This window comes from Pseudosulfitobacter koreensis, assembly GCF_024733015.1.
GTDB classification, from domain to species: domain Bacteria; phylum Pseudomonadota; class Alphaproteobacteria; order Rhodobacterales; family Rhodobacteraceae; genus Pseudosulfitobacter; species Pseudosulfitobacter koreensis.
Genome location: NZ_JANKJG010000003.1, coordinates 127,225 through 148,696 on the forward strand (window position 1 = coordinate 127,225; position 21,472 = coordinate 148,696).

General features: G+C 63.6%; 21 protein-coding genes. 13 read left to right on the forward strand and 8 right to left on the reverse strand.

Annotated features, from left to right (window positions below; all coding sequences use genetic code 11):
• Nucleotides 1-113: 113 nt before the first annotated feature.
• Nucleotides 114-1,799, forward strand: a complete 1,686-nt coding sequence (locus NTA49_RS06100; RefSeq protein ID WP_258293779.1) for a tetratricopeptide repeat protein — start codon at nt 114-116, stop codon at nt 1,797-1,799.
• Nucleotides 1,800-1,836: 37 nt separating this feature from the next.
• Nucleotides 1,837-2,703, forward strand: a complete 867-nt coding sequence (locus NTA49_RS06105; protein WP_258293780.1) for a 4-(cytidine 5'-diphospho)-2-C-methyl-D-erythritol kinase — start codon at nt 1,837-1,839, stop codon at nt 2,701-2,703.
• On the opposite strand, the gene NTA49_RS06110 is transcribed toward NTA49_RS06105, so the two are convergent.
• On the reverse strand, nt 2,700-3,701 hold the full coding sequence (locus NTA49_RS06110; protein ID WP_258293781.1) for a polyprenyl synthetase family protein: 1,002 nt from the start codon (nt 3,699-3,701) through the stop codon (nt 2,700-2,702). The two genes, NTA49_RS06105 and NTA49_RS06110, sit on opposite strands and share 4 nt — an antisense overlap.
• A gap of 57 nt (nt 3,702-3,758) precedes the next feature.
• Here NTA49_RS06110 and NTA49_RS06115 point away from each other — a divergent pair, with 57 nt between their 5' ends.
• The 3 genes from NTA49_RS06115 (at nt 3,759) to NTA49_RS06125 (ending at nt 4,973) form a co-directional block, all read left to right on the forward strand.
• The gene (locus NTA49_RS06115) at nt 3,759-3,974 is read left to right on the forward strand and encodes a putative signal transducing protein (RefSeq protein WP_258293782.1); all 216 of its coding nucleotides are present in this window, start codon (nt 3,759-3,761) and stop codon (nt 3,972-3,974) included.
• A gap of 47 nt (nt 3,975-4,021) precedes the next feature.
• Nucleotides 4,022-4,708, forward strand: a complete 687-nt coding sequence (locus NTA49_RS06120; RefSeq protein WP_261368179.1) for a tRNA1(Val) (adenine(37)-N6)-methyltransferase — start codon at nt 4,022-4,024, stop codon at nt 4,706-4,708.
• Nucleotides 4,709-4,808: 100 nt separating this feature from the next.
• Nucleotides 4,809-4,973 (forward strand): YdcH family protein, encoded by a 165-nt coding sequence (locus NTA49_RS06125; RefSeq protein WP_258293784.1) that lies wholly within the window; start codon nt 4,809-4,811, stop codon nt 4,971-4,973.
• On the opposite strand, the gene yddG is transcribed toward NTA49_RS06125, so the two are convergent.
• From yddG to NTA49_RS06150, 5 genes are all read right to left on the reverse strand, one after another.
• Nucleotides 4,965-5,840: an aromatic amino acid exporter YddG gene (gene yddG, locus NTA49_RS06130; RefSeq protein WP_258293785.1), complete on the reverse strand. Its 876-nt coding sequence runs from the start codon at nt 5,838-5,840 to the stop codon at nt 4,965-4,967. The two genes, NTA49_RS06125 and yddG, sit on opposite strands and share 9 nt — an antisense overlap.
• Complete coding sequence (locus tag NTA49_RS06135; protein WP_258293786.1) at nt 5,837-6,781, reverse strand: transcriptional regulator GcvA; 945 nt, start codon at nt 6,779-6,781, stop codon at nt 5,837-5,839. Before NTA49_RS06135 ends, yddG begins: the two co-directional genes overlap by 4 nt.
• A gap of 322 nt (nt 6,782-7,103) precedes the next feature.
• The gene (phbB, locus tag NTA49_RS06140; RefSeq protein WP_258293787.1) at nt 7,104-7,826 is read right to left on the reverse strand and encodes an acetoacetyl-CoA reductase; all 723 of its coding nucleotides are present in this window, start codon (nt 7,824-7,826) and stop codon (nt 7,104-7,106) included.
• A gap of 330 nt (nt 7,827-8,156) precedes the next feature.
• Entirely contained in the window at nt 8,157-9,332 is a 1,176-nt protein-coding gene (locus NTA49_RS06145) for an acetyl-CoA C-acetyltransferase (RefSeq protein ID WP_258293788.1), read from the reverse strand.
• A 174-nt stretch (nt 9,333-9,506) separates the two neighbouring features.
• Nucleotides 9,507-10,304: an EAL domain-containing protein gene (locus NTA49_RS06150; RefSeq protein ID WP_261368180.1), complete on the reverse strand. Its 798-nt coding sequence runs from the start codon at nt 10,302-10,304 to the stop codon at nt 9,507-9,509.
• A gap of 143 nt (nt 10,305-10,447) precedes the next feature.
• Between NTA49_RS06150 and NTA49_RS06155 the strand changes: the two genes are divergently transcribed.
• Both NTA49_RS06155 and rpsD read left to right on the forward strand, forming a co-directional pair.
• Nucleotides 10,448-11,068 carry a DNA-3-methyladenine glycosylase I gene (locus NTA49_RS06155; protein WP_258293791.1) on the forward strand — a complete coding sequence of 207 codons (621 nt, stop codon included), beginning with the start codon at nt 10,448-10,450 and terminating at the stop codon, nt 11,066-11,068.
• A gap of 124 nt (nt 11,069-11,192) precedes the next feature.
• A complete protein-coding gene (gene rpsD / locus NTA49_RS06160; RefSeq protein WP_258293792.1) occupies nt 11,193-11,813 on the forward strand; it encodes a 30S ribosomal protein S4 in 621 nt (206 codons plus the stop codon).
• 71 nt (nt 11,814-11,884) lie between these two features.
• On the opposite strand, the gene NTA49_RS06165 is transcribed toward rpsD, so the two are convergent.
• A complete protein-coding gene (locus NTA49_RS06165; RefSeq protein ID WP_258293793.1) occupies nt 11,885-13,318 on the reverse strand; it encodes a UdgX family uracil-DNA binding protein in 1,434 nt (477 codons plus the stop codon).
• Nucleotides 13,318-14,550: a putative DNA modification/repair radical SAM protein gene (locus NTA49_RS06170; protein WP_258293794.1), complete on the reverse strand. Its 1,233-nt coding sequence runs from the start codon at nt 14,548-14,550 to the stop codon at nt 13,318-13,320. Before NTA49_RS06170 ends, NTA49_RS06165 begins: the two co-directional genes overlap by 1 nt.
• A gap of 142 nt (nt 14,551-14,692) precedes the next feature.
• Between NTA49_RS06170 and hisC the strand changes: the two genes are divergently transcribed.
• From hisC to NTA49_RS06200, 6 genes are all read left to right on the forward strand, one after another.
• Nucleotides 14,693-15,784: a histidinol-phosphate transaminase gene (gene hisC, locus NTA49_RS06175; protein ID WP_258293795.1), complete on the forward strand. Its 1,092-nt coding sequence runs from the start codon at nt 14,693-14,695 to the stop codon at nt 15,782-15,784.
• The gene (locus tag NTA49_RS06180) at nt 15,781-16,716 is read left to right on the forward strand and encodes a prephenate/arogenate dehydrogenase family protein (RefSeq protein ID WP_258293796.1); all 936 of its coding nucleotides are present in this window, start codon (nt 15,781-15,783) and stop codon (nt 16,714-16,716) included. The genes hisC and NTA49_RS06180 overlap by 4 nt, the downstream gene beginning before the upstream one ends.
• A gap of 131 nt (nt 16,717-16,847) precedes the next feature.
• Entirely contained in the window at nt 16,848-17,507 is a 660-nt protein-coding gene (locus tag NTA49_RS06185) for an extensin-like domain-containing protein (RefSeq protein WP_258293797.1), read from the forward strand.
• Nucleotides 17,508-17,588: 81 nt separating this feature from the next.
• On the forward strand, nt 17,589-18,119 hold the full coding sequence (locus NTA49_RS06190) for a gamma-glutamylcyclotransferase (RefSeq protein ID WP_258293798.1): 531 nt from the start codon (nt 17,589-17,591) through the stop codon (nt 18,117-18,119).
• Nucleotides 18,120-18,191: 72 nt separating this feature from the next.
• The gene (locus NTA49_RS06195; RefSeq protein WP_258293799.1) at nt 18,192-19,406 is read left to right on the forward strand and encodes a hypothetical protein; all 1,215 of its coding nucleotides are present in this window, start codon (nt 18,192-18,194) and stop codon (nt 19,404-19,406) included.
• The gene (locus NTA49_RS06200) at nt 19,406-21,469 is read left to right on the forward strand and encodes a peptidoglycan -binding protein (protein ID WP_258293800.1); all 2,064 of its coding nucleotides are present in this window, start codon (nt 19,406-19,408) and stop codon (nt 21,467-21,469) included. Before NTA49_RS06195 ends, NTA49_RS06200 begins: the two co-directional genes overlap by 1 nt.
• Nucleotides 21,470-21,472: the final 3 nt, after the last annotated feature.

The window sequence follows — 21,472 nt, forward strand, 5'->3', positions numbered from 1 at the left end:
CCCGCCTGCAGACCTGTTAGCCTTTGTCGAAGTCTATTTTTAAGAGAGGCAGCCGCGTGATCCGCTCCATTTTGAAAAGCACAGTTTTGAAAACTACGGTTTTGAAAAGTACGGTGGCTACGGCCCTGATCTGGTCCCTGGCTAGCCCGCTTGCGGCAAGGGACGTGGCGGGGCCCTATCTGGCGGCGCGCCAGGCGTCTTACATGAACGATTTCGGCACGGCGGCGCGCTATTACGATATTGCGCTGCGGCAGGACGCCCAGAACGCCATCCTGATGGAGGATGCGGTGCTGGCGCATCTGATGCTGGGCGACGTGGCGCAGGCATTGCCCATCGCGAACCGGATGACCGATCAGGGGCTGCGCAGCCAGGCGGCGCATATGGCGGTGATCGCCGACATGGCGCAACGCGAAGACTTTGCCGCACTGCTTGAACGCGACATGACGGATCAGGGCGTTGGCCCGCTGGTCGATGGCCTGCTGACGGCTTGGGCGCATCTGGGCGAGGGCGACATGGATGCGGCTCTTGCAGGCTTTGATACAGTGGCCAGTGAACAGGGCATGAAGGGCTTTGCGCTCTATCACAAGGCGATGGCGCTGGCGTTGCAGGGGGAATATGCCGCCGCCGAGGCGATCTTTGCGGGGGCCGACAGCGGCACCATGGTGCGCACCCGGCGCGGCGCGCTGGCGCGGGCGGAAGTCCTCAGCCAGCTGGGCCGCAACGCCGAAGCGGTCACCAGCCTGCAAGACGCATTCGGCGCCGGGACCGACCCCGAGCTTGAGCGTGTCATCACAGCGCTTGAGGCGGGCGAGACATTGCCGTTCACCCATGTGACATCGGCCCGTGACGGCATCGCCGAGGTATTCTATTCCATCGCGGGCGCGCTGCGCAGCGAGGCGTCGGCAGATTACACGCTGCTCTATGGCCGTCTGGCGCGCTATCTGCGCCCCGGCCACGTGGACGCCCTGCTGCTGAACGCAGAGCTTCTGGAAGAGCTTGAGCAATACGATCTGGCCATCGCGGTCTACAAGGAAGTGCCCGCCGACGATCCGGCCTTTCACGCAGCCGAACTGGGCCGCGCTGCGGCACTGCGCCGCGCGGACAAGCCCGACGCCGCCATCGAGGTGCTGGAGCAACTGGCGCGCAAGTACCCCGACCTGCCCGTCGTGCATTCGACGCTCGGCGATCTTCTGCGCCAGCAGGACCAGTACGCGTCCGCAATCGCCGCCTATGACCGCGCGCTGGAACTGACGCCCGAGGGCGCGCGCGCGCAGTGGTTCCTGCTCTATGCCCGCGCCATCGCCCATGAACGTCTGGATCAGTGGGAACAGGCCGAGGCCGATTTCCGCCAGGCGCTGGCGCTGAACCCCGGACAGCCGCAGGTGCTGAACTATTTGGGCTATTCCATGGTCGAACAGCAGGTCAATCTGGATGAGGCGCTGGACATGATCCAGCAGGCCGCCGCCGCAAATCCCGAAAGCGGCTATATCATCGACAGCCTGGGCTGGGTGCTCTACCGCCTTGGCCGCTATGAAGAGGCGGTTGTTCACATGGAACGCGCCGTGCAGCTGGAGGCCGTCGATCCTGTGGTGAACGACCATCTGGGCGACGTGCTCTGGGCCGTGGGCCGCAAGCGCGAGGCGCAGTTCCAATGGTCGCGCGCGCTGTCCTTCGTCGATCCCAAGGACACCGAAGGCGAGGCCGATCCGGCCCGCATCCGCCGCAAGCTTGAGGTGGGACTGGACAAGGTTCTGGCCGAAGAGGGTGCCGAACCCCTGACGGTCACGGTCGACCGCTGAGCCTGCGCCGATGCCTGACCCGAGGGTGACTGACCCTATGGTGACTGGCCTGCGGGTCTTTGCGCCTGCCAAGATCAACCTGACCCTGAATGTGACGGGGCAGCGGGATGATGGCTATCATCTGCTCGACTCGCTGGTGGTGTTTGCCGACGTGGGCGACGTGGTGCATCTGCGCGCCGCCGACGCATGGTCGTTGCAGGTGGATGGCCCAGAGGCGGCAAGCGTGCCTGCGGGCGACGACAACCTTGTGCTGCGGGTGGCGCGCCTGTTTGCGCCGGGCGCCGCGCTGACCTTGACCAAGGAATTGCCAGTCGCTTCTGGCATTGGCGGCGGATCGGCCGATGCCGCAGCGGTCTGGCGGGGCTTGGGTGTGATGACGGGGCAGGGTCGTGATGGCGTGGATCTGCTGGCGCTGGGGGCGGATATTCCGGTCTGCGTTTCTTCGCAAGCGGCGCGGATGCAGGGCGTTGGTGATGTCATAACCCCCGTAGGGGGCCTGCCGGATCTGCATGTAGTGCTGGCCAACCCGCGCGTCGCGGTTTCGACGCCGCACATATTCAGGACCCTTGCGCACAAGGACAACGCGCCGATGCCTGCCATCTTGCCCACCTTCACCGATGCCGCCGACCTGTGCGCATGGCTGGCGACGCAGCGCAATGACCTGCAAGCCGCAGCTGAGAGCATCGCCCCGCAGATCGCCCTGACACGTCAGGCGATGGCGGCATTGCCGGGTTGCATGCTGGCGCGCATGTCGGGGTCGGGGGCCACGTGTTTCGGCGTGTTCAAAAGCGCCACGGCAGCGACGCAGGCCGCGCAACGGCTGGCACATGCACAGCCCGGTTGGTGGGTGCGCGCAGGCCGCCTGGGCTCGATGCAGGATGCAGCCAGACCGCAAGCGCTCTAGCTGATCCGGTCCACCACATAGTCGGCCAGATCGACCAGCATATCCTTGATGTCGTGATCGGGCAGGGGGGCCAGCGCTACCTTGGCGCGGTCAGCCCAGCCAATCGCATCGGCACGGGTCTGCGCCAGCGCGTCATGCGTGTTCAGCAGCGCCAGCGCATGCTCCAGATCGCCCTCGTCCTGCTTGCCCTTTTCGATGGTCCGCTCCCAGAAAGCCCGCTCGTCCGCCGATGCCTTGGCCACCGCCTTGATCACCGGCAGGGTCAGCTTGCGCTCGCGGAAATCGTCACCGATGTTCTTGCCGGTGGCCTCGGGCTGTCCCTGATAGTCCAGCAGATCATCGACGATCTGGAAGGCCACGCCCAACGCATCGCCATAATCATAAAGCGCGCGCACTTTTGCGTTATCTGCCCCCGCGATCACGCCGCCGACTTCCATCGCCGCCGAAAACAGCGCCGCGGTCTTGCCGCGCACGACCTGCAGATAGACGGCCTCGTCCGTGGCCAGATCCTGTGCCGCGGTCAGTTGCAGCACCTCGCCCTCGGCAATTGTCGCGGCCGCGTTGGACAGGATGCGCATCACCTCCATCGAGCCGCATTCGGTCATCAATTGGAACGAGCGCGCAAACAGGTAATCGCCCACCAGAACGCTCGACGTATTGTCCCACAACAGGTTCGCCGTGGGGCGTCCGCGCCGTTGTGCGCTTTCGTCCACCACATCGTCGTGCAGTAGCGTGGCGGTGTGAATGAACTCGACCGTGGCGGCCAGATGCACGTGGTAAGGCCCTGTATATCCACACAAATGCGCTGAGGCGAGGGTCAGCATCGGGCGCAGTCGCTTGCCACCCGCGCCGACCAGGTGCGCCGTCACTTCGGGAATGCGCGGGGCGTGTTCCGATGCCATCTTGGTGCGGATCAGCGTGTTGACCGCGTCCATGTCATCGGCCAGCCGCGCGGCCAGCCTGTCATGTGGTTTCACCGTGTTTTCGCTGCTGTCCATCTGTTGCCCCCGATGACCTCTCGACAACGAGGCCCGCCTGCTCTTACATCCGTGCGCATGAAGGAACTTTTGCGCAGCAACGACCCGACGATCATCGCGTTTGCCTCGGCCCTACTGTCGGGCGAGGATATAGACTGCTTTGAATTGGACGTAAACATGAGCGTGCTCGAAGGGGGCATCGGTATCTTTCCGCGCCGCCTCATGGTGCGGCTTGACGATCACGACGCCGCGACACGGGTGATGCGTGACAACGAAATCCCGCTGGGACAGTGAGCGACGGCCCCGAGCTGAGCCACGACGCTTTTTTAGGCGGCAAGGTGATGTTGTGGCAGCCGCGTGTGGGCTATCGCTCGGGTCTTGACCCCGTCTTGCTGGCCGCCAGCGTGCCCGCAAAGGCCGGACAATCGGTGCTGGATCTTGGCTGCGGGGCGGGCGCTGCGGCATTGTGCCTGGGTGCGCGGGTGCCGGGGCTGATCCTGCACGGGGTCGAACGCCAGCCCTATTACGCCGATCTTGCCGCGCGCAACGGGCTGGATGTGACCTGCGCCGATATCACCGCGCTGCCGATGCCGCTGAAAGAGCGCAGCTTTGATCACGTGATCGCCAACCCGCCGTTTTTTGATCGCGCCGCTGGTCGCCCCTCGCCCTATTCGGGCCGCGAGGGGGCATTGGGCGAAGACACCGCGCTGGAGGCCTGGGTGCAGATCGCGGCCAAGCGGCTGCGGTATCGCGGCCTGGCCCATTTCGTGCACCGAATGGCGCGATTGCCCGATCTGTTGGCAGGGATTCGCCCCGTCCTGGGCAGCGTCGAGGTGCAGCCCTTCTCGGCGCGGCCCGGACGTGCCCCGGAATTGTGCATAATCCGCGCAAGAAAGGGCGGACGTGCGGAATTTCGCCTGCATTTTCCACGCCTTCTGCACCGCGGCGAAGCCCATTTGCGGGATGCTGAAAGCTACACACCTGAAATAAAAGCGGTTCTGCGGGATGGTGCAGCGCTGGAATTTTAACCGTTGATTAAAAGTTGCCACGCTTATGATGCGTCTGCAGCGTGACAGAATTGTAAAATCGTGGTCTGCTGTAAGTGTACTTGAACGAATGGAGGACTGCATGAGCCTGAGCGCACATCTCAACGAGTTGAAGAAAAAGCACGAAACCCTGAGTGACACGGTGGAAAAGGAACTTCGCGCACCGGGGGCGGACACCTTGAAGGTGGCCGAGCTGAAACGACAGAAACTCCGTCTTAAAGAACAAATTACACGCTTGTCATCCTGACAGGCCTTGGCCAAAGCTGGCGCGCGCCGCGATGACGGCGCCGCCGGTGACCAAAAGTGCGGCGGCAGCCAGCGACCAGCTGGCCTCCGTCACTCCGGCGAGCACCAGAACCAACGTGGACAGCAACGGTGCCGCATAGGACGCGGTGCCAAGCAACTGAATGTCGCCGCGTTTCACGCCGATGTCCCAGACGTAGAACGCCAGCCCCACCGGGCCGAGGCCAAGCGCGATCGTGCTGGCCCAGCCCGTTGTGTCCACAGGCCACTGCGTCGTTTCAAATGCCAGATGCAACGGCACGGACAAAACCGCGCTGGCAATGCAGAACACCGCAACGCTGTCGGTCGGCACGGCGCCGAACCCGCGCGAGCCGACGGAATACCCCGACCAGAACAGCGCGCAGATCAGCGCCAGCCCGTATCCGGGCAGGTGCGCAGCCTGAAACCCGGTGCTGCCGCCCGAAATGATCAGCGCAGCGCCCAGAAACCCGGTGATCGCCCCGACGATATGCCCGGCGCGCAGCCGCTCTCCGGGCAGCAAGCCCGAAAAGACCACGATCAGCAGCGGCCAGAGATAGGCGATCAGCCCCGCTTCGGCGGCGGGGGCCAGACGCAGCGCCGAAAAATACAGCGCGTGATAGCCAAGCAGTCCTGCGGTGCCGAAGACATAGACCCGCAGCGGCACGCCGCGCAGGCGGTGCAGTCCGCCGGTCGATGCGCTCCAGACCAGCCCAAGACCGCCGCCGATGCCAAAGCAGATCGCGTTCAACTGCAAGGGCGGCACGGGGGCCGACCCGACCGTGAACAGCGCCAGCAGCGCCCAAAGCAGCACCGCGACAAAGCCGATGACAGTGGCCCGCAACGTCGTCATTGCGCATACTCCGACACCGACAGGATGCGCATGGCGGCGGTGATGTGGGCCGTCTTTTCGATCTCGGCAAGAACCCAGTCCCTGAAGGCCACGACCTGCGGCCGGTTCTCGGACCCCAGCGGACACAGAAACCGGAACCGTGCCTGTGTCCCCAGCGCGATCTTGAACGGCGCGACCAGCCGTCCGTCGGCCAGGTCCTTGAGCACCAGCGCGCGGCGGCCCAATGCCACGCCGACGCCCGCCAGTGCCGCATCAACCGCATGGTCGGCTTGGGAAAAGCGTGGCCCGTGATTGGGGACATGGTCGATGCCCATCGCGCGAAACCACGCGGCCCAGTCGCAGGGCGGGTCCAGAAAATCGACGCTTTCGTCTGAAATCAGACTGGCCCGCGTCAGGCTTTCGGGCGTCGGATATTGCGCGGCAAGCGCTGGCGTCATCACCGGGCACATCCATTCACCAGCCAGCGGCAGCGCATAAAGGCCCGGATCAGGCCCGTATCCGAACCGGATCGCCACATCTATCGCATCGCGGGCAAAGTCCATCATCTTGAGCGAGGCGGAAAATCGCAATTCGACTTCGGGGTGCGATTGGGCAAACTCATAAAGACGCGGTGCCAGCCATTTGGCGGTGAATGCAGGGCCCGCCGTCACAGTCAGCGTCACATTGTCTTGCAAGCGCGCGGCCGCGCGCCATGCGGCGGCCAGCGTCTGAAACCCATCCTGCGCACCGGGTGCCAGTGCGCGCCCTGCCTCTGTCAGCTCGACCGCGCGGTTCAGACGGCGAAACAGCGGCGCGCCCAGATGCGTCTCAAGCGATTTGATCTGAAAGCTCAGCGCGGCCGGGGTGACGTGCAATTCCTCTGCCGCTTTGGCGAAGGACATATGACGCGCCGCCGCATCAAAGGCGCGCAAAGCGGTCAGAGGTGGCAGGCGGTCTGGCATATCGGATCAATTATTCTTAACTGAAGTGGTCAAAACTCTCGTTTGCAGGAAGGTGCGCACAAGTTCATGTTGAGTGCAAGAAAAACGCCCCACTCACGTATCACATTGCAGGAGCCCTCAGATGTTCGAAGCCACCACAAACCCCGCCGCCCGCACCGCCTATGGATCGGCCCATGCCGCGCGGGGGCAGTTCATCCACGATGCCCTGGCGTGGATTTTCGGAACAAAGTCGCGCCGCTGAGGCGAAGGCAGCTAAACGTCTGCAGACATGAAAACGGCGCGCCTTTCCGGGCGCGCCGCTTTTTCGTAAGAGGTTGTTCTGTCAGACGAAAAATTGTGCGCCGTTGGCCGAGATGGTCGACCCGTTGATAAACCCTGAATCATCCGAGGCCAGGAACACCACGCAGCGCGCAATCTCTTCGGGTTCGCCCAGTCGACCCGTGGGGATCTGCGCAATGATCGAATCGCGCACTTTCTCCGGCACGGCCATGACCATGTCGGTGCCGATATAGCCGGGGCAGATCGCGTTGGCGGTGATGCCCGCGCGCGCGCCCTCTTGCGCCAGCGATTTGACGATGCCCAGATCGCCCGCCTTGGTCGCGGCATAGTTCACTTGTGCGAACTGACCTTTTTGCCCGTTGATCGAGCTGATGACGATCACGCGGCCAAACTTGCGTTCGCGCATGCCCGGCCAGACGGGGTGCACAGTGTTGAAAACGCCGGTCAGGTTGGTGTCGACGACCTGATGCCATTGCTCGGGCGTCATCTTGTGGAACGGCGCGTCGCGCGTGATGCCGGCATTGGCGACCACCACGTCGACTGGGCCCAGGTCGGCCTCGACCTGCGCGATGCCCAACTTGCTTTCGTCATAGTCGGCGACGTTCCATTTGTAGGTCTTGATGCCGGTCTCATCGGTGAATTTCGCGGCGGCTTCGTCGTTGCCTGCGTAGGTTGCAGCGACGCTGTAACCTGCGTCTTTCAGCGCCTGCGAAATTGCGGCTCCGATGCCGCGCGATCCTCCGGTAACAAGTGCAACTCTGGCCATGGTTCTTTCTCCTCCTGGTGGTCTTTATTCTATTATTGCGTGTGTCAGCCTGAAACGTCCATGCGTTTGGCGCGTCTGTGACAGAGTTCTGTCAAACGCAGCATTGCATGGATCGTGACGGTACAAGGGGAATTTTGCGTGATGTGCGGATGCTGTCCCTCGAAAGACGCATCGGGGTCACGCCGTGAACGGTGCGCTTGGCGATCTGATCGGTGGGCGCTGTTCTTGACATGCGGGTGACCTTCAAACTCCGCGGCGCAATATGCGCCGCGAAATCTTGTTACCCATTCCGAAGAGCCTCCGCAACTATATTGCGTGGCCTTTTTGGATTTACGGACGCTCGACACACATGGCAACGCCCATGCCGCCGCCGATGCACAGTGTGGCAAGGCCTTTCTTGGCGCCGCGGCGCTTCATCTCGAAAACCAGCGTGTTCAGAATTCGCGCGCCGGATGCTCCAATGGGGTGACCGATGGCAATCGCGCCGCCGTTGACGTTCACGATCGACGGGTCCCAGCCCATGTCCTTGTTCACGGCACAGGCCTGCGCAGCAAAGGCTTCGTTGGCTTCGACCAGATCCAGGTCTTCGGGCTTCCAGCCAGCTTTTTCCAGCGCCTTGCGCGAGGCAAAGATCGGACCCGCGCCCATGATTTTCGGGTCAAGGCCGACGGTGGCGTAAGAGACGATTCGCGCCAGCGGCTCGATCCCGCGCTTTTCGGCGTTGTCGGCGGTCATCAGCAGCGCGCCGGCGGCCCCGTCGTTCAGTCCCGATGCGTTCGCGGCGGTGACCGATCCGTCCTTGGTGAAGGCGGGGCGCAGCTTTTGCATCGCTTCCATTGTTGCGCCGTGACGGATGTATTCATCGCTGTCGACCACGGTGTCGCCGCGCCGGCCCTTGACGATGAAGGAGATGATTTCGTCCTGGAACTTGCCCGCCTTTTGCGCAGCTTCGGCCTTGTTTTGCGAAGCGACGGCGAATTCATCCTGCTGGTCGCGGTTGATCTGCCATTTTTCGGCGACGTTCTCGGCGGTTTGTCCCATGTGATAGCCGTTGAAGGCATCCCACAGACCGTCGCGGATCATGGTGTCGATATATTGCATGTCGCCCATCTTGTGACCCATGCGCAGGTTGGCGGCATGGGGGCTCATCGACATGTTTTCTTGTCCGCCGGCGGCGACGATGCTGGCATCGCCCAGTTGGATATGCTGAGCGGCCAGCGCGATGGCGCGCAGGCCCGAGCCGCACACCTGGTTGATGCTCCACGCGGCGCTTTCAATCGGCAGGCCTGCGTTGATGTGGGCCTGACGGGCGGGGTTCTGCCCTTGGGCGGCGGTCAGGACCTGACCCAGAATGGTCTCGCTGACCTCGAATTTATCGATGCCCGCGCGTTCGACGATCGCCTCGAGTACAGCGGCGCCCAGATCATGCGCGGGGGTGCTGGCAAAAGAGCCGGTAAAGCTGCCGACAGCGGTACGCGCGGCAGAGGCGATGACGACGTTGGTCATGGAATACATCCTCTTGTTGTTTGCCAAAGGACGCGTGGTCAGACCGGGCGACATGCCGCGTCCGGGCCCTTCGGCTCAGGGAAATGGATAGACCATTCGATCCGTCGTCACAATGTGTCGTCACGATGTATGGACCCGCCGCAGCCCAGACATGACTTGCAGGGTCCGGCCCCATCATCCTGCCGCAATTGCCGCGGCAGGTGTTCTCCACGCGGGGCGGGTGGTTGGCGCGCCGTGCAGATACCCCTGCTGGCAATCCACGCCCAGGCTGGCCAGCATATCGGAATCGGCCTTGGTCTCGACGAATTCGGCCACTGTCATCATGTCGAAATGCTGCGCGATCGACACCATCGAGCGCACCAGCGCCTGATTGTCGCGGTCGACCGCGATCCCCGAGACGAACTGGCCGTCGATCTTCAGCACGTCAAAGAAGAAGTCCTTGAAATAGCGCAGCGCGGTCTGGCCCGAACCAAAGTCATCCAGTGCAAAGCAGATGCCCCGCATCTGCCAGCGGTCCATGAAATCGACAACCAGTTCGGGCACCGTCATCGCCGACCCTTCGGTGATTTCGAGAATCAGCCGTTCGGCCAGCGTCGGGTCGCGGCTCAGCCAGCGTTGCAAGGTCTGGGTCCACTTGCTGAACCCGATGGACCGTGCGGACATGTTGATGGACAGCCGCAGGGTCGGGACCTCGTACAAGGCGCGCATCCCCATCTGCAGGGCAAGAACGTCGATCTCGCGCCCCAATTCGGTCGCTTCGACCACATCCATGAATTCGCGGGCCGGGATCACGCGACCCGTCTCGTCGGTGACCCGCATCAGCCCCTCGTAAAAGCCGACGCGGCCGGGGTCGCGCGACAGCACGATGGGCTGAAACGCCAGCAGGGTCTGCTTGTGCCGGATCGCCTTGGCCACCATGTCCAGAACCCCCTTGTCCCGGCTGTTCAGAGCGAAGTTCAGCGGGTTTTCCATGCCGGGTGGTATGTCCGCGATGCGCCGTTTCTTGAGGTTCACAAGACATCTCCGTACCTTGAGGGATCGGGTTACACTTTGCCGTCTTATTCTCTAAGAATGGATTAATGTTCCTATTTTAGTCTTATTTGCGGATACGCCCGATGAGCGGTCAGATTGCGGAAGAAGACGGCCTTTGCCGCTGCGATTGGGCCGGGCCCGAACCGATCTATCGCGCCTATCACGACACTGAATGGGGCGTGCCGGAATACAACAGCCGGGCCCTGTGGGAAAAGCTGATCCTGGATGGATTTCAGGCCGGTCTGTCCTGGCTTACCATTCTGAAAAAGCGCGAAAACTTCCGCGCGGCCTTCGACGGGTTCGACCCGCGCACCATCGCCGGATGGGGCTCGGATGAGGTTGATCGGCTGGTGCAGGACACGGGTATCATCCGCCACCGCGGCAAGATCGAGGCGGCCATTTCCAACGCCCGCGCGTGGTGCCGGATCGAGGACCGTGAAGGCTTTGACATCTACATGTGGCGCTATGTCGATTTCGCCCCCTTGCAGCCCGCATATGCATCTCAGACGCTGGTGCCGCCCAGCACCGACCTCAGCACCCGAATCTCCAAGGACATGAAGAAGGACGGCTTCAAGTTCTGCGGCCCCACCATCGTCTATGCATGGATGGAGGCTTGCGGGTTGGTCAACGACCACCTGACCACCTGCCACCGTCACGCGGCAGTGGCGCAGATGGGCACGCACACCCCGTGGAATGGCCGTTGACACTGCCCCACCTGGGCGTATAAGCGCCCCTTCATTGGTGTTGGTGGGCCCTGCAAGGGGAGGCCTGTCGGGTCGTGGACCAGAGGACAACGCCCTTTATGAACCTATATAAAGGAGACCAGCCGTGACCAAACGCACGTCTGCCAAGTACAAAATCGACCGCCGCATGGGCGAAAACATCTGGGGCCGCGCGAAATCGCCGGTCAACCGTCGTGAATATGGCCCCGGTCAGCACGGCCAGCGACGCAAGGGCAAACTGTCGGACTTCGGTCTGCAGCTGCGCGCCAAGCAGAAGCTGAAAGGCTACTACGGCGACCTGACCGAGAAGCAATTCCGCCGCATCTATGCCGAAGCCGAGCGTGTCAAAGGCGACACCGGTGAAAACTTGATCGGCCTGCTCGAGCGTCGCCTCGATGCCGTCGTCTACCGCGCGAAATTCGTGGCGACCGTGTTCGCGGCCCGTCAGTTCGTTAACCACGGCCACGTCCGTGTGAACGGCAAGAAAGTGAACATTCCTTCGTATCGCGTCAAAGAAGGCGACGTGATCGAAGTGCGTGACCGCTCCAAGCAGATGGCCGCCATCCTGGAAGCCACACAGCTGCCCGAGCGTGACGTGCCCGACTACATGGACGTCGACCACTCGAAACTGTCCGCCACATTCGTGCGCACGCCCGCCTTTGGCGACGTGCCGTACCCGGTGATGATGGAACCGAACCTCGTGGTCGAATTCTACGCCAAGAACTGATCGCTTCGATCCGTTCTGCAAATTCCGAAAGGCCGCGCCATCTGCGCGGCCTTTTTGCGTTTCAAGCTGCCTTATGCGACTTGGGATACATATTCTGCGGCCTTCTCCAGATCCTGCCGGAACAGCGCGGTGTACGTCTCTCGCGCGTCCTCGTCCGGCAGGCGCAACAGATACGACGGGTGTACGGTCGCCAATACCGGCCCGTGCGCCGTTTCTTCGATCTGTCCGCGCCGCTTCAAGATGCCTTCCTTCGTGCCGGTCAGCGCCAGCAACGCCGTGCCGCCCATCGCCACGATCAGCTTGGGCTTGACCAGCGCCACCTCGGCCTCCAGCCACCATTTGCAATGCATCACTTCGGACTTATGCGCAGGCTCGTGCATCCGCCGCTTGCCGCGCTGCTGGAATTTGAAATGTTTGACCGCATTGGTGACATAGGCTTGATCACGCGCCAGCCCCGCCTGCGCTGCTATCCGGTCGAACATCTGCCCCGCCGGTCCGACAAAGGGACGGCCCACCCGATCCTCGGTGTCGCCGGGCTGTTCACCGACCACCATCAGCGCCGCATCGCGCGGCCCCTCGCCGGGGACCGCTTGCGTGGCAGGACCACACAGCGCGCAGCGGGTGCACGCCCTGATCTGCGTATGCACGCTGTCCAGACTGTCGCGGGTTGCCACGGCGCGCATATCGGCAAGGCCCGCGCTGATCCGTTCGGCGCGCAGGGGCGGCAGGGTCGGGGCCGCCGCTTGCATCTCGCGCGCGCGTGCTTCGGCATTGGCCAGCAGTTGGGGGATATGCCGAGTTTCGGGCATGTTCTTCCAGTATTTCTTCGGCATCTCCGAGGTCATTGCCTGCACCTTCACCCGCGCGGGGTTGAAAATATTACAGAAATAGGTTCCCCACAGCTCCTCCGTCGCATCCTCGGGCAGGTCGGGGCGCGCGTTACCGGGCGCAAAGCTAAGGTTTCCATCGCGGAAATGCGCGGTCACGTCCGGCGTGACGATCACCCAGTCCATGTCGCCGAACCTGCGGGCAAAGAATTGCGCGGTGGGCTCGACCGTGTGGTGTGTCGGCTCGAACCAGGCGGCAAAGCGGCGGCGCGGTCCATCAGCGGCCAGATCGCGAAACCGCACGAATGCCTTCATCTTGTGCGCGCAGCGGTTCACGTTTTTCTCCATCGCGCGCAAGTGCGCCAGCTGCGCATCGCCCCGATCCTGCATCAGCGCGGGCCGGTCGCGCAGCCGCCACAAAAACGCATAAAGCCGCGCAAAACGGTCATCACCACTGTGCCAGGCGACCCGATTGGCCATGTCCACAAAGGATTTCGGCACTCTCGCCGTCGCGGGTGCGCTGATTTCAGGCGGCGGCGCGGCAAACAGATCGACCTGTGCCGGATCGTCGAAGGACCACAGCACATCCTCGGGCCGGGTGCCTCCGGCCAGCAGCCCGCGCGCGGCCTCGCGCCAGGCCTGCGCCGTGTTGATGCGGGGCAGGGCAACGGTGCGCATCAAAACAGGCTCAACTGCTCGGGCGGTGGCGCGAACCGCGCCCGCAGATCGGCGGTATCGACCAGCTTCCCCGGCGACCAGTCACGCAAGCTGATGAAAGGCCGCGCTTTTTTCAACAGCGCCCCCATGCGTTGCAGGTCGGCATAGCGCAGCCCGCGCTGCCGCCGGGTGCCCAGAATGCGGTTCACCGTCTTGACCCCGAAACCGGGCACGCGCAGCAGCATCTCGCGCGGCGCGCTTTGCACGTCGACCGGAAACAGACCCCGGTGCGCGATGGCCCATGCCAGTTTCGGGTCCATCTCAAGATCGAGATTGCCCGCGTTCGTCACGCTCGTGATCTCGTCCACGGAAAAGCCGTAGAAGCGCAGCAGCCAGTCCGCCTGATAGAGCCGATGTTCGCGCACCAGCGGCGGCTGCACCAGCGGCAATTTGGCGCTGCTGTCGGGGATCGGCGAAAAGGCGGAATAATACACCCGCTTCAGCCCGAAACTGCCATAAAGGCTGTTGGCCTGCCCCAGAATGGTCGCGTCGTTCGACCCGTCCGCGCCCACGATCATCTGGGTGGATTGCCCTGCAGGCGCGAACTTTGGCGGGCGCTTGCCGGTGTGCGATCGGTCTTTCGATGCAGCGCGCCCCGCCTTGACGTCGTTCATCGCCGCGCGGATCGTCGCAGGGTTCTTTTCGGGTGCATAGGCGGCCACGGCGGCCTCGGTCGGAAGCTCCACATTGATCGACAGACGATCGGCATAAAGCCCCGCCTGAGCGATCAGTTCAGGTGCGGCATCGGGGATCGTCTTGAGGTGAATATAGCCGCGAAAATTCTCGCGGGTGCGCAGCAGGCGCGCGATCTGTACCATGTCCTCCATTGTCTTGTCGGGCGATTGAATGATGCCAGAAGACAGGAAAAGTCCTTCGATATAGTTACGACGGTAGAATTCGATGGTCAGCGACACGACCTCTTCGGGCGTGAAACGCGCGCGGGTGGTGTTCGAGGACACCCGGTTGACGCAATAAGCGCAGTCATAGATGCAGAAATTTGTCATCAAAATCTTGAGCAGGCTGATGCAGCGCCCGTCAGGCGTATAGGCGTGGCAAATGCCCGAGCCTTCGTTCGAACCGAGGCCCGAGCCATCGCGGCTGCCGCGCTTGGTGCCTCCGGACGACGCGCAAGAGGCATCGTATCGGGCCGCATCCGAGAGAATCGCAAGTTTTTCCGAAAGTGTTTTAACCATATGTTCACTTTATGTTCCCTATGCTGAGGGCGCAACAGAAAGGAGACGAAGCAACAGTCGGGGCGGCAATATTCCGCATGGACAAAAGGGCATGGCGCAGGCGCGATTGCCCCGTTAGAACATGCGGCGAAGGAGCCAACCCATGACCCAAGCCATCGCACCACAGCCCGGCATCATGTCGATCGACCCATATGTCGGGGGCACCAGCCACGTTGTGGGCATCGAAAACGCGGTAAAGCTGTCATCGAACGAAAACCCGCTGGGTCCGTCCGACAAGGCGATGGAGGCGTTTCGCCGTGCATCCCACCAGCTGCACCGCTATCCCTCCACCGATCACGCGTCGCTGCGCGCGGCCTTGGCGCAGGTGCATGGGGTGGATGCGGAGCGGATCATCTGCGGGAACGGCTCGGACGAGATCATCGCATTCCTCTGTCAGGCCTATGCCGGACCGGGCACCGAGGTGGTGCACACTGTCCACGGTTTCGGCATGTATTCGATCTGCGCCAGGGCGGTGGGTGCGACGCCGGTTGAAGTGCTGGAAGCCGACCGCGTGACCGACATCGACGCGCTGCTGGCAGCCTGCAACAAGAAGACGCGGCTGGTGTTCATCGCCAACCCCAACAACCCGACCGGCACGATGATATCAGACGCCGAGATTGCACGTCTGGCAGAAGGTCTGCCCAAACAGGCGCTGCTGGTGCTGGACGGGGCCTATGCCGACTATGTCGAAGGGTACGATGGCGGTGCCGCACTGGTCGACAGCCGCCAGAACGTCGTGATGACGCGCACGTTCTCCAAGCTTTACGGCCTTGGCGGTCTGCGCATTGGTTGGGGATACGGGCCCGAGCACGTGATCGACGTGCTGAACCGCGTCCGCGGACCGTTCAACGTGAGCCAGGCGGCGCTCGACACGGCCGAGGCCGCAGTGCGCGACGTGGCCTATGCCGATCATTGCCGCAGCGAAAACGCCCGCTGCCGCACCATTCTGGCCGAAGGGTTGGCCGCATTGGGCGTGCCGTCGGACGTCAGCCACGCCAACTTCGTGCTGGCCCGTTTCGGCAGCGCTGACGAGGCGAACGCTTGCGACGCATGGCTGCAATCGCAGGGGCTGATCGTGCGCAAGGTCGCAGGTTACAAGCTGCCCGCAGCCCTGCGTGTCACCGTGGGCGACGAAAGCGCGTGCCGCCGGGTCGTCCATGCCGTCCGCCAGTTCAAGGAAGGCAAAAGCGCATGACCGCGCCTGCTCCCGTCTACAACCGCATCGCGCTGATCGGTCTGGGGCTGATCGCCTCGTCGATGTATTGGGCGATACGACGTGGCGGTCTGGCGGGCGAAGTCACCGGCTATGCGCGCAGCGAGGAGACGCGAGACACCGCGCGGCGCATCGGCCTGACCGACCGCGTCTGCGAGAGTGCCGCCGAGGCGGTGGAAGGTGCCGATCTGGTGGTGCTGGCCGTGCCCGTGGGCGCGATGGCCTCTGTCACCGCCGAGATCGCGCCGCATCTGGCCAAAGGGACAACCGTCACCGATGTCGGTTCGGTCAAGCGCGACGTGATCAACAACGTCGGCCCCTTGCTCCCCGAGGGCGTGCAGTTCATCCCCGGTCACCCGCTGGCGGGCACCGAACATTCGGGGCCGGAATCGGGCTTTGCGACGCTCTTCGACAACCGCTGGTGCCTGCTGGTCCCTGTCGAGGGCACCGACCCCGCAGCCACCGCGCAATTGCGCGCGCTGTGGGAGGGGATGGGCGCAAACGTCGAGGAAATGGACGCCGACCACCACGATCTGGTGCTGGCCGTCACATCCCATACGCCGCACCTGATCGCCTATACGATGGTCGGTGTGGCCGACGATCTGGGCCGCGTCACCGATGGCGAGGTCATCAAGTATTCTGCCGCCGGTTTCCGCGATTTCACCCGTATTGCGGCCTCCGATCCGACCATGTGGCGCGACGTGTTCCTGACCAACAAGGACGCGACGTTGGAAATTCTGGGCCGTTTCACCGAAGAGCTTTTCGCCCTGCAACGCGCCATCCGCACTGGCGACGGCGATCATCTGTTCGACTATTTCACCCGTACCCGCGCGATCCGGCGCGGTATCATCGACGCAGGGCAAGACACCGACGCACCGGATTTTGGCCGTTCCGCCCGCAAGGAGACGACATGAGGGCGGCATGCGCCCTTGTCGCCGCAGTTTGCCTAGCCACCGCTGCGGCAGCGACCGCGCCGCAAAAATCCCTGCGTCCTGTCACGCGCGAAAATGCCGTAGTCTCACAGGCTGCAATTGCGCTGCCAAGTTTGTCCGTTCCTGAAGCCTCGCAAAACGCCGCTCAACTGGCATCGGCGACATCCACCGGCCAAATGGCGGTGCTGCGCCCCTTCGTCCGGCCAAAGGCGCTTGAACAAAAGGCGATGGCCCGAAAACGCAAGCGTGCCCAAGGCTCGGTTTGCGGTGATGTCGCACTTCAGGGCACTTATGTCGGCCCGGTCCCCGGCCCGCACGGAGCCTGCGGCATCGACGATGCTGTCCGGCTGCGATCGGTGTCGGGCATTGTCCTCAGCCAGCAGGCGGTGATGGATTGCACCACGGCCAAAGCGCTGAAAACATGGACAGACCGCAGCGCAAAACCCGCGATGAAGCGTTTGGGCGGGCTGGCTGCCTTTCGCGTGGCTGCGCATTACACCTGTCGCACCCGCAACAATCAGCCCGGCGCGCGGGTGTCCGAACACGGCAAGGGGCGCGCCATCGACATTTCGGGGTTCCAGTTGAAGAACGGTCAGGTGATCAGCGTTCTGGAAGGGTGGAACGCCCCCCGCCACGGTGACGCGCTGCGCAAGATGCACGCGGGTGCCTGTGGGCCGTTCGGGACGGTGCTTGGCCCGGATGCAGACAGGCATCACCGCGACCACTTTCATTTCGACACCGCGCGCTATCGCAGCGGGTCCTACTGCCGGTAGCCCCCCGCTTCGCCCCTTTCAAAATCAGCGCAAATCAGATTTACCCCTTTTCCGAAGCGGCAAGAGAAGGAGCGGCGCAGAATGACGATGTGGGTGTTCGGATACGGCAGCTTGCTGTGGAATCCGGGGTTTCCGGTCGCCGACCGCGTCGTCGCGCGGCTCAAGGGTTATCAGCGGTCGTTCTGCATGCGCTCGATCCATCACCGTGGCTCGGTTGAGGAGCCGGGGCTGGTGCTGGCGCTGGACGCGGTGCCGCCCGCTTCGTGCGAGGGGATCGCGATGGCCGTGGCCGAGGGCGCGGAAGAGACCACGCTGGACTACCTGCGTGCCCGCGAGCTGATCTCGTCCGCCTATTACGAGGCGACCGTGCCCCTGCAACTGGTGGACGGGCGCGTCGTGGATGCGGTCGCCTACATCATCGACGCCGAACACGACCAGTATTGCGGCGGTCTGCCGCTGGAAGAACAGGCGCAGATCATCGCCAGGGCCGTGGGCGGACGCGGCCCGAACACGGAATATCTGTTCAACACCACCGACCATTTGAACGAGATTGGGCTACAGGACGCCGATCTGGACTGGCTTGCGGCGCGTGTGCGGGCAATCTGTGCATAATCCCTTGGCCTTGATCGCAATAGTTCGTTATTGTCGCCGCAGAGCAGAATGATAGGGCAAGGACCCGGGCGCATGTCGCAACTGGACCGCGAAGCGCGGCCACAATTTTCCCAACCGGTGCGGCAGATCGCGCTGATGCTGATGGTGATCGCGCTGAGCGCTGCGCTGGTGGTCGTCGCGGCGCCCAGCGTGCTGCCTGTGTTCGAGGCGAACCCCTATCTGAACGGGTTCATCTTCTTTGTCTTCGTGATCGGCGTGGTGGCCTGTTTTTGGCAGGTCTCGCAACTGATCGGGTCGGTGCGCTGGATCGAAAGCTTTGCCGCCGAAACGCTGGAAGGCGACACCAAGGCGCCGCAGCTTCTGGCGCCGCTGGCGTCCCTGCTGCGCACGCGCGGCGCGCGGATGCAGGTGTCGGCCACCTCGACGCGCTCTATTCTCGACTCGGTGGCCACCCGCATCGACGAGGCGCGCGAAATCACGCGCTATATCGTCAACCTGCTGATTTTCCTTGGCCTTCTAGGCACGTTCTACGGTCTGGCGACCACCGTTCCCGCATTGGTCGACACGATCCGCAGTCTCGCACCACAGGATGGCGATGCGGGCGTGGACGTGTTCGGCCGTTTGATGGACGGTCTGGACTCGCAACTGAGCGGCATGGGCGTGGCCTTCGGCTCCTCGCTGCTGGGGCTGGCGGGATCGCTGATCGTCGGTTTGCTGGAACTCTTCGCTGGGCACGGGCAAAACCGGTTCTACCGCGAGCTTGAGGAATGGCTCAGCTCGATCACCCGCGTCAGCTTCGCCTCGGGCGACGAGGCGGGCGGCGATGCGCCGGTGATGGCGGGCGTGATCGACCATCTGGCGGAACAGATGGAATCGCTGCAGCAGATGTTCACGCAGTCCGACATCTCGCGAAGCGTTGTGGATGAAAAACTGGGCACGCTGGCCGATGCGATTTCGGACATGACCCGGCAGATGCAGCGCGGCGACCCCGAGCATTCGGCGCTGGAACGTGTCGCGGCGGGGCAGGAACGGCTGATCGCCCATTTCGAGGCGCAAGGCGGCGGCGACGGGATCGACGCCGAAAGCCGGATGCGCCTGCGGTCGATCGACGTGCAGATGCTGCGTATCCTCGAAGAGATTTCCGCGGGCCGACAGGAAAGCCTGGCCGAATTGCGCACCGATATCGCCGGTCTGACCGATGCATTGCTGCAATCGCGCGGCGCAGGGCGCGGCAATCGCGGGCGAGGGTCGCAACTGGGCACAAGTGACATCAAAGGGGACGGCTGATGGCCCTGTCGCGGCGCACCGGTTCGCGATTTCAAGGGTCGATCTGGCCCGGTTTCGTCGACGCGATGACCGGGCTGCTGCTGGTTCTGATGTTCGTGCTGACCATCTTCATGGTGGTGCAATTCGTGCTGCGCGAAACCATTTCCGGTCAGGAAAGTGAGCTTGATCAACTGGCAGGCGAGGTTGCAGCCCTCGCGCAGGCACTGGGGCTTGAGGAACAGCGCAGCACCCAGCTGGATGCGCGGCTGTCTGCCCTGTCGGCCACGCTCAGCGATGCGCAGCAGGTGGTGTCGGAGCAGGCGGCGCGGATCGCGTCTCTGACCCAACAACGTGACGCACAGGCCGGTGAGCTGGCCGCGGCGCAGACCCGCATCACCAGCTTCGAGGCGCAGGTTGCCGCATTGTTGTCCGACCGCGATCAGGCGCAGGCCCAAGTGGCCGATTTGCAGGCCGAACAAACGCGGCTCTTGTCCGAGCAGGAGGCGCTGAACCTTGCCTTGGCTCAGGCGCGTGACGAGATTGATGCGGGGGCCGAGGCCGCGCGTCTGGCCGCGTCGCGCCGCGAGGCGCTGGATGCGCTGGTGGCCGATCTGCGCGCCAGAAACGCCGACGCCGAGGGGCAATTGGCCGCCCTTGATACGCAACTGGACGAAGCGCAATCAGCCCTGAGCGAAGAAGAGGCCGCACGCCTCGCCGAGGCTGAGGCCGCCAGATTGCTGCGCGAAAGGCTTGAAAACGCCGATGCGGAACTGACCTCGATGACCCTCGCGCTTGAGGCGCAGCGCAAGGAGGCGGAGGAAACGCTGACCCTGCTGGCCGCCGCACGGGCCGCCGAGGCGGATCTCGACACGCAACTGGTCGCGGCCTTGTTGCAGATCGAATCGCTGCAGGGACAGGCTGCGAATGCCGACAGCACGGTCGAGGAGCTGGCCAGCGAGCGGCTGGCCCTGGCCGCCGAAAAACAAACACTCGAGGATCAGCTTTCAGCGCTTCAGGGTGAACTGGACGTGGCCGAGGCGACCATCGACGCAGGCAGCGCCGAAACCGAGGATCTGCGCGCCCGACTGGCCGCGGCTTTGGCGGAGGTCAAGACGCAGACGGCAGCCGCAGCCGAGGCGCAGACGCAGACCGCCGACCTGCGCACCCAGTTGCAGGCGGCCCTTGCGGCCAGGCTGGCCGCCGAAGCCGACGCCGAGAACCTGAACGCGGACGCAGCGCAGGTGCGTGCGCAATTGGCCGCAGCACTGGCGGCGAAACTGGCCGCCGAAGAGGCCATCGACGAGACCATGACCGATGCGGAACGCCGCGCAGCCTTGCTTCAGACCGCCCGCGAAAAGCTGTCGGAAGAGCAGGAAAAGACCGCTGCCGCCCAGCGTCAGACCGAGGTTCTGAACCAGCAGGTCGCGGCGCTGCGCTCGCAATTGTCGCAATTGCAGGCGCTGCTGGACGACGCCAAGTCGCGCGACGAGGCGGCGCAGGTCGAACTGCTGTCGCTGGGTCAGGACCTGAACACCGCCCTGGCCCGTGTCGCGGCAGAGGAACGCCGCCGCCGCGTGCTGGAGGAACAGGAACGCAAGCGGCTGGAAGCGGCAGCGCAGGATCTGGAAAAATATCGCTCGGAGTTCTTTGGCCGTCTGCGCGACGTGCTCGGCAATCAGGAAGGCGTGCGGATCGAGGGTGACCGTTTTGTATTCTCGTCCGAAGTGCTGTTCCCGCCCGGCGCTGCCGAAATTTCGGCTGACGGCCAGCGCGAGATTGCCAAGATTGCCACCATCCTGCGCAGCGTGGTCAGCGACATCCCCCCCGAGATCGATTGGGTGATCCGCGTGGACGGGCACACCGACGATGTGCCGTTGTCGGGCCTGGGCGAGTTTGCCGACAACTGGGAACTCAGCCAGGCCCGCGCTCTGTCCGTGGTCAAATATATGGTGAATTTTCTGGGCATTCCGCCCGACCGTCTGTCGGCCAACGGGTTCGGTCAGTATCAGCCCGTGGACACAGCCGACACCGAAGAGGCGCGCGCGCAGAACCGGCGGATCGAGTTGAAGTTTACCGAGAAGTAGTCG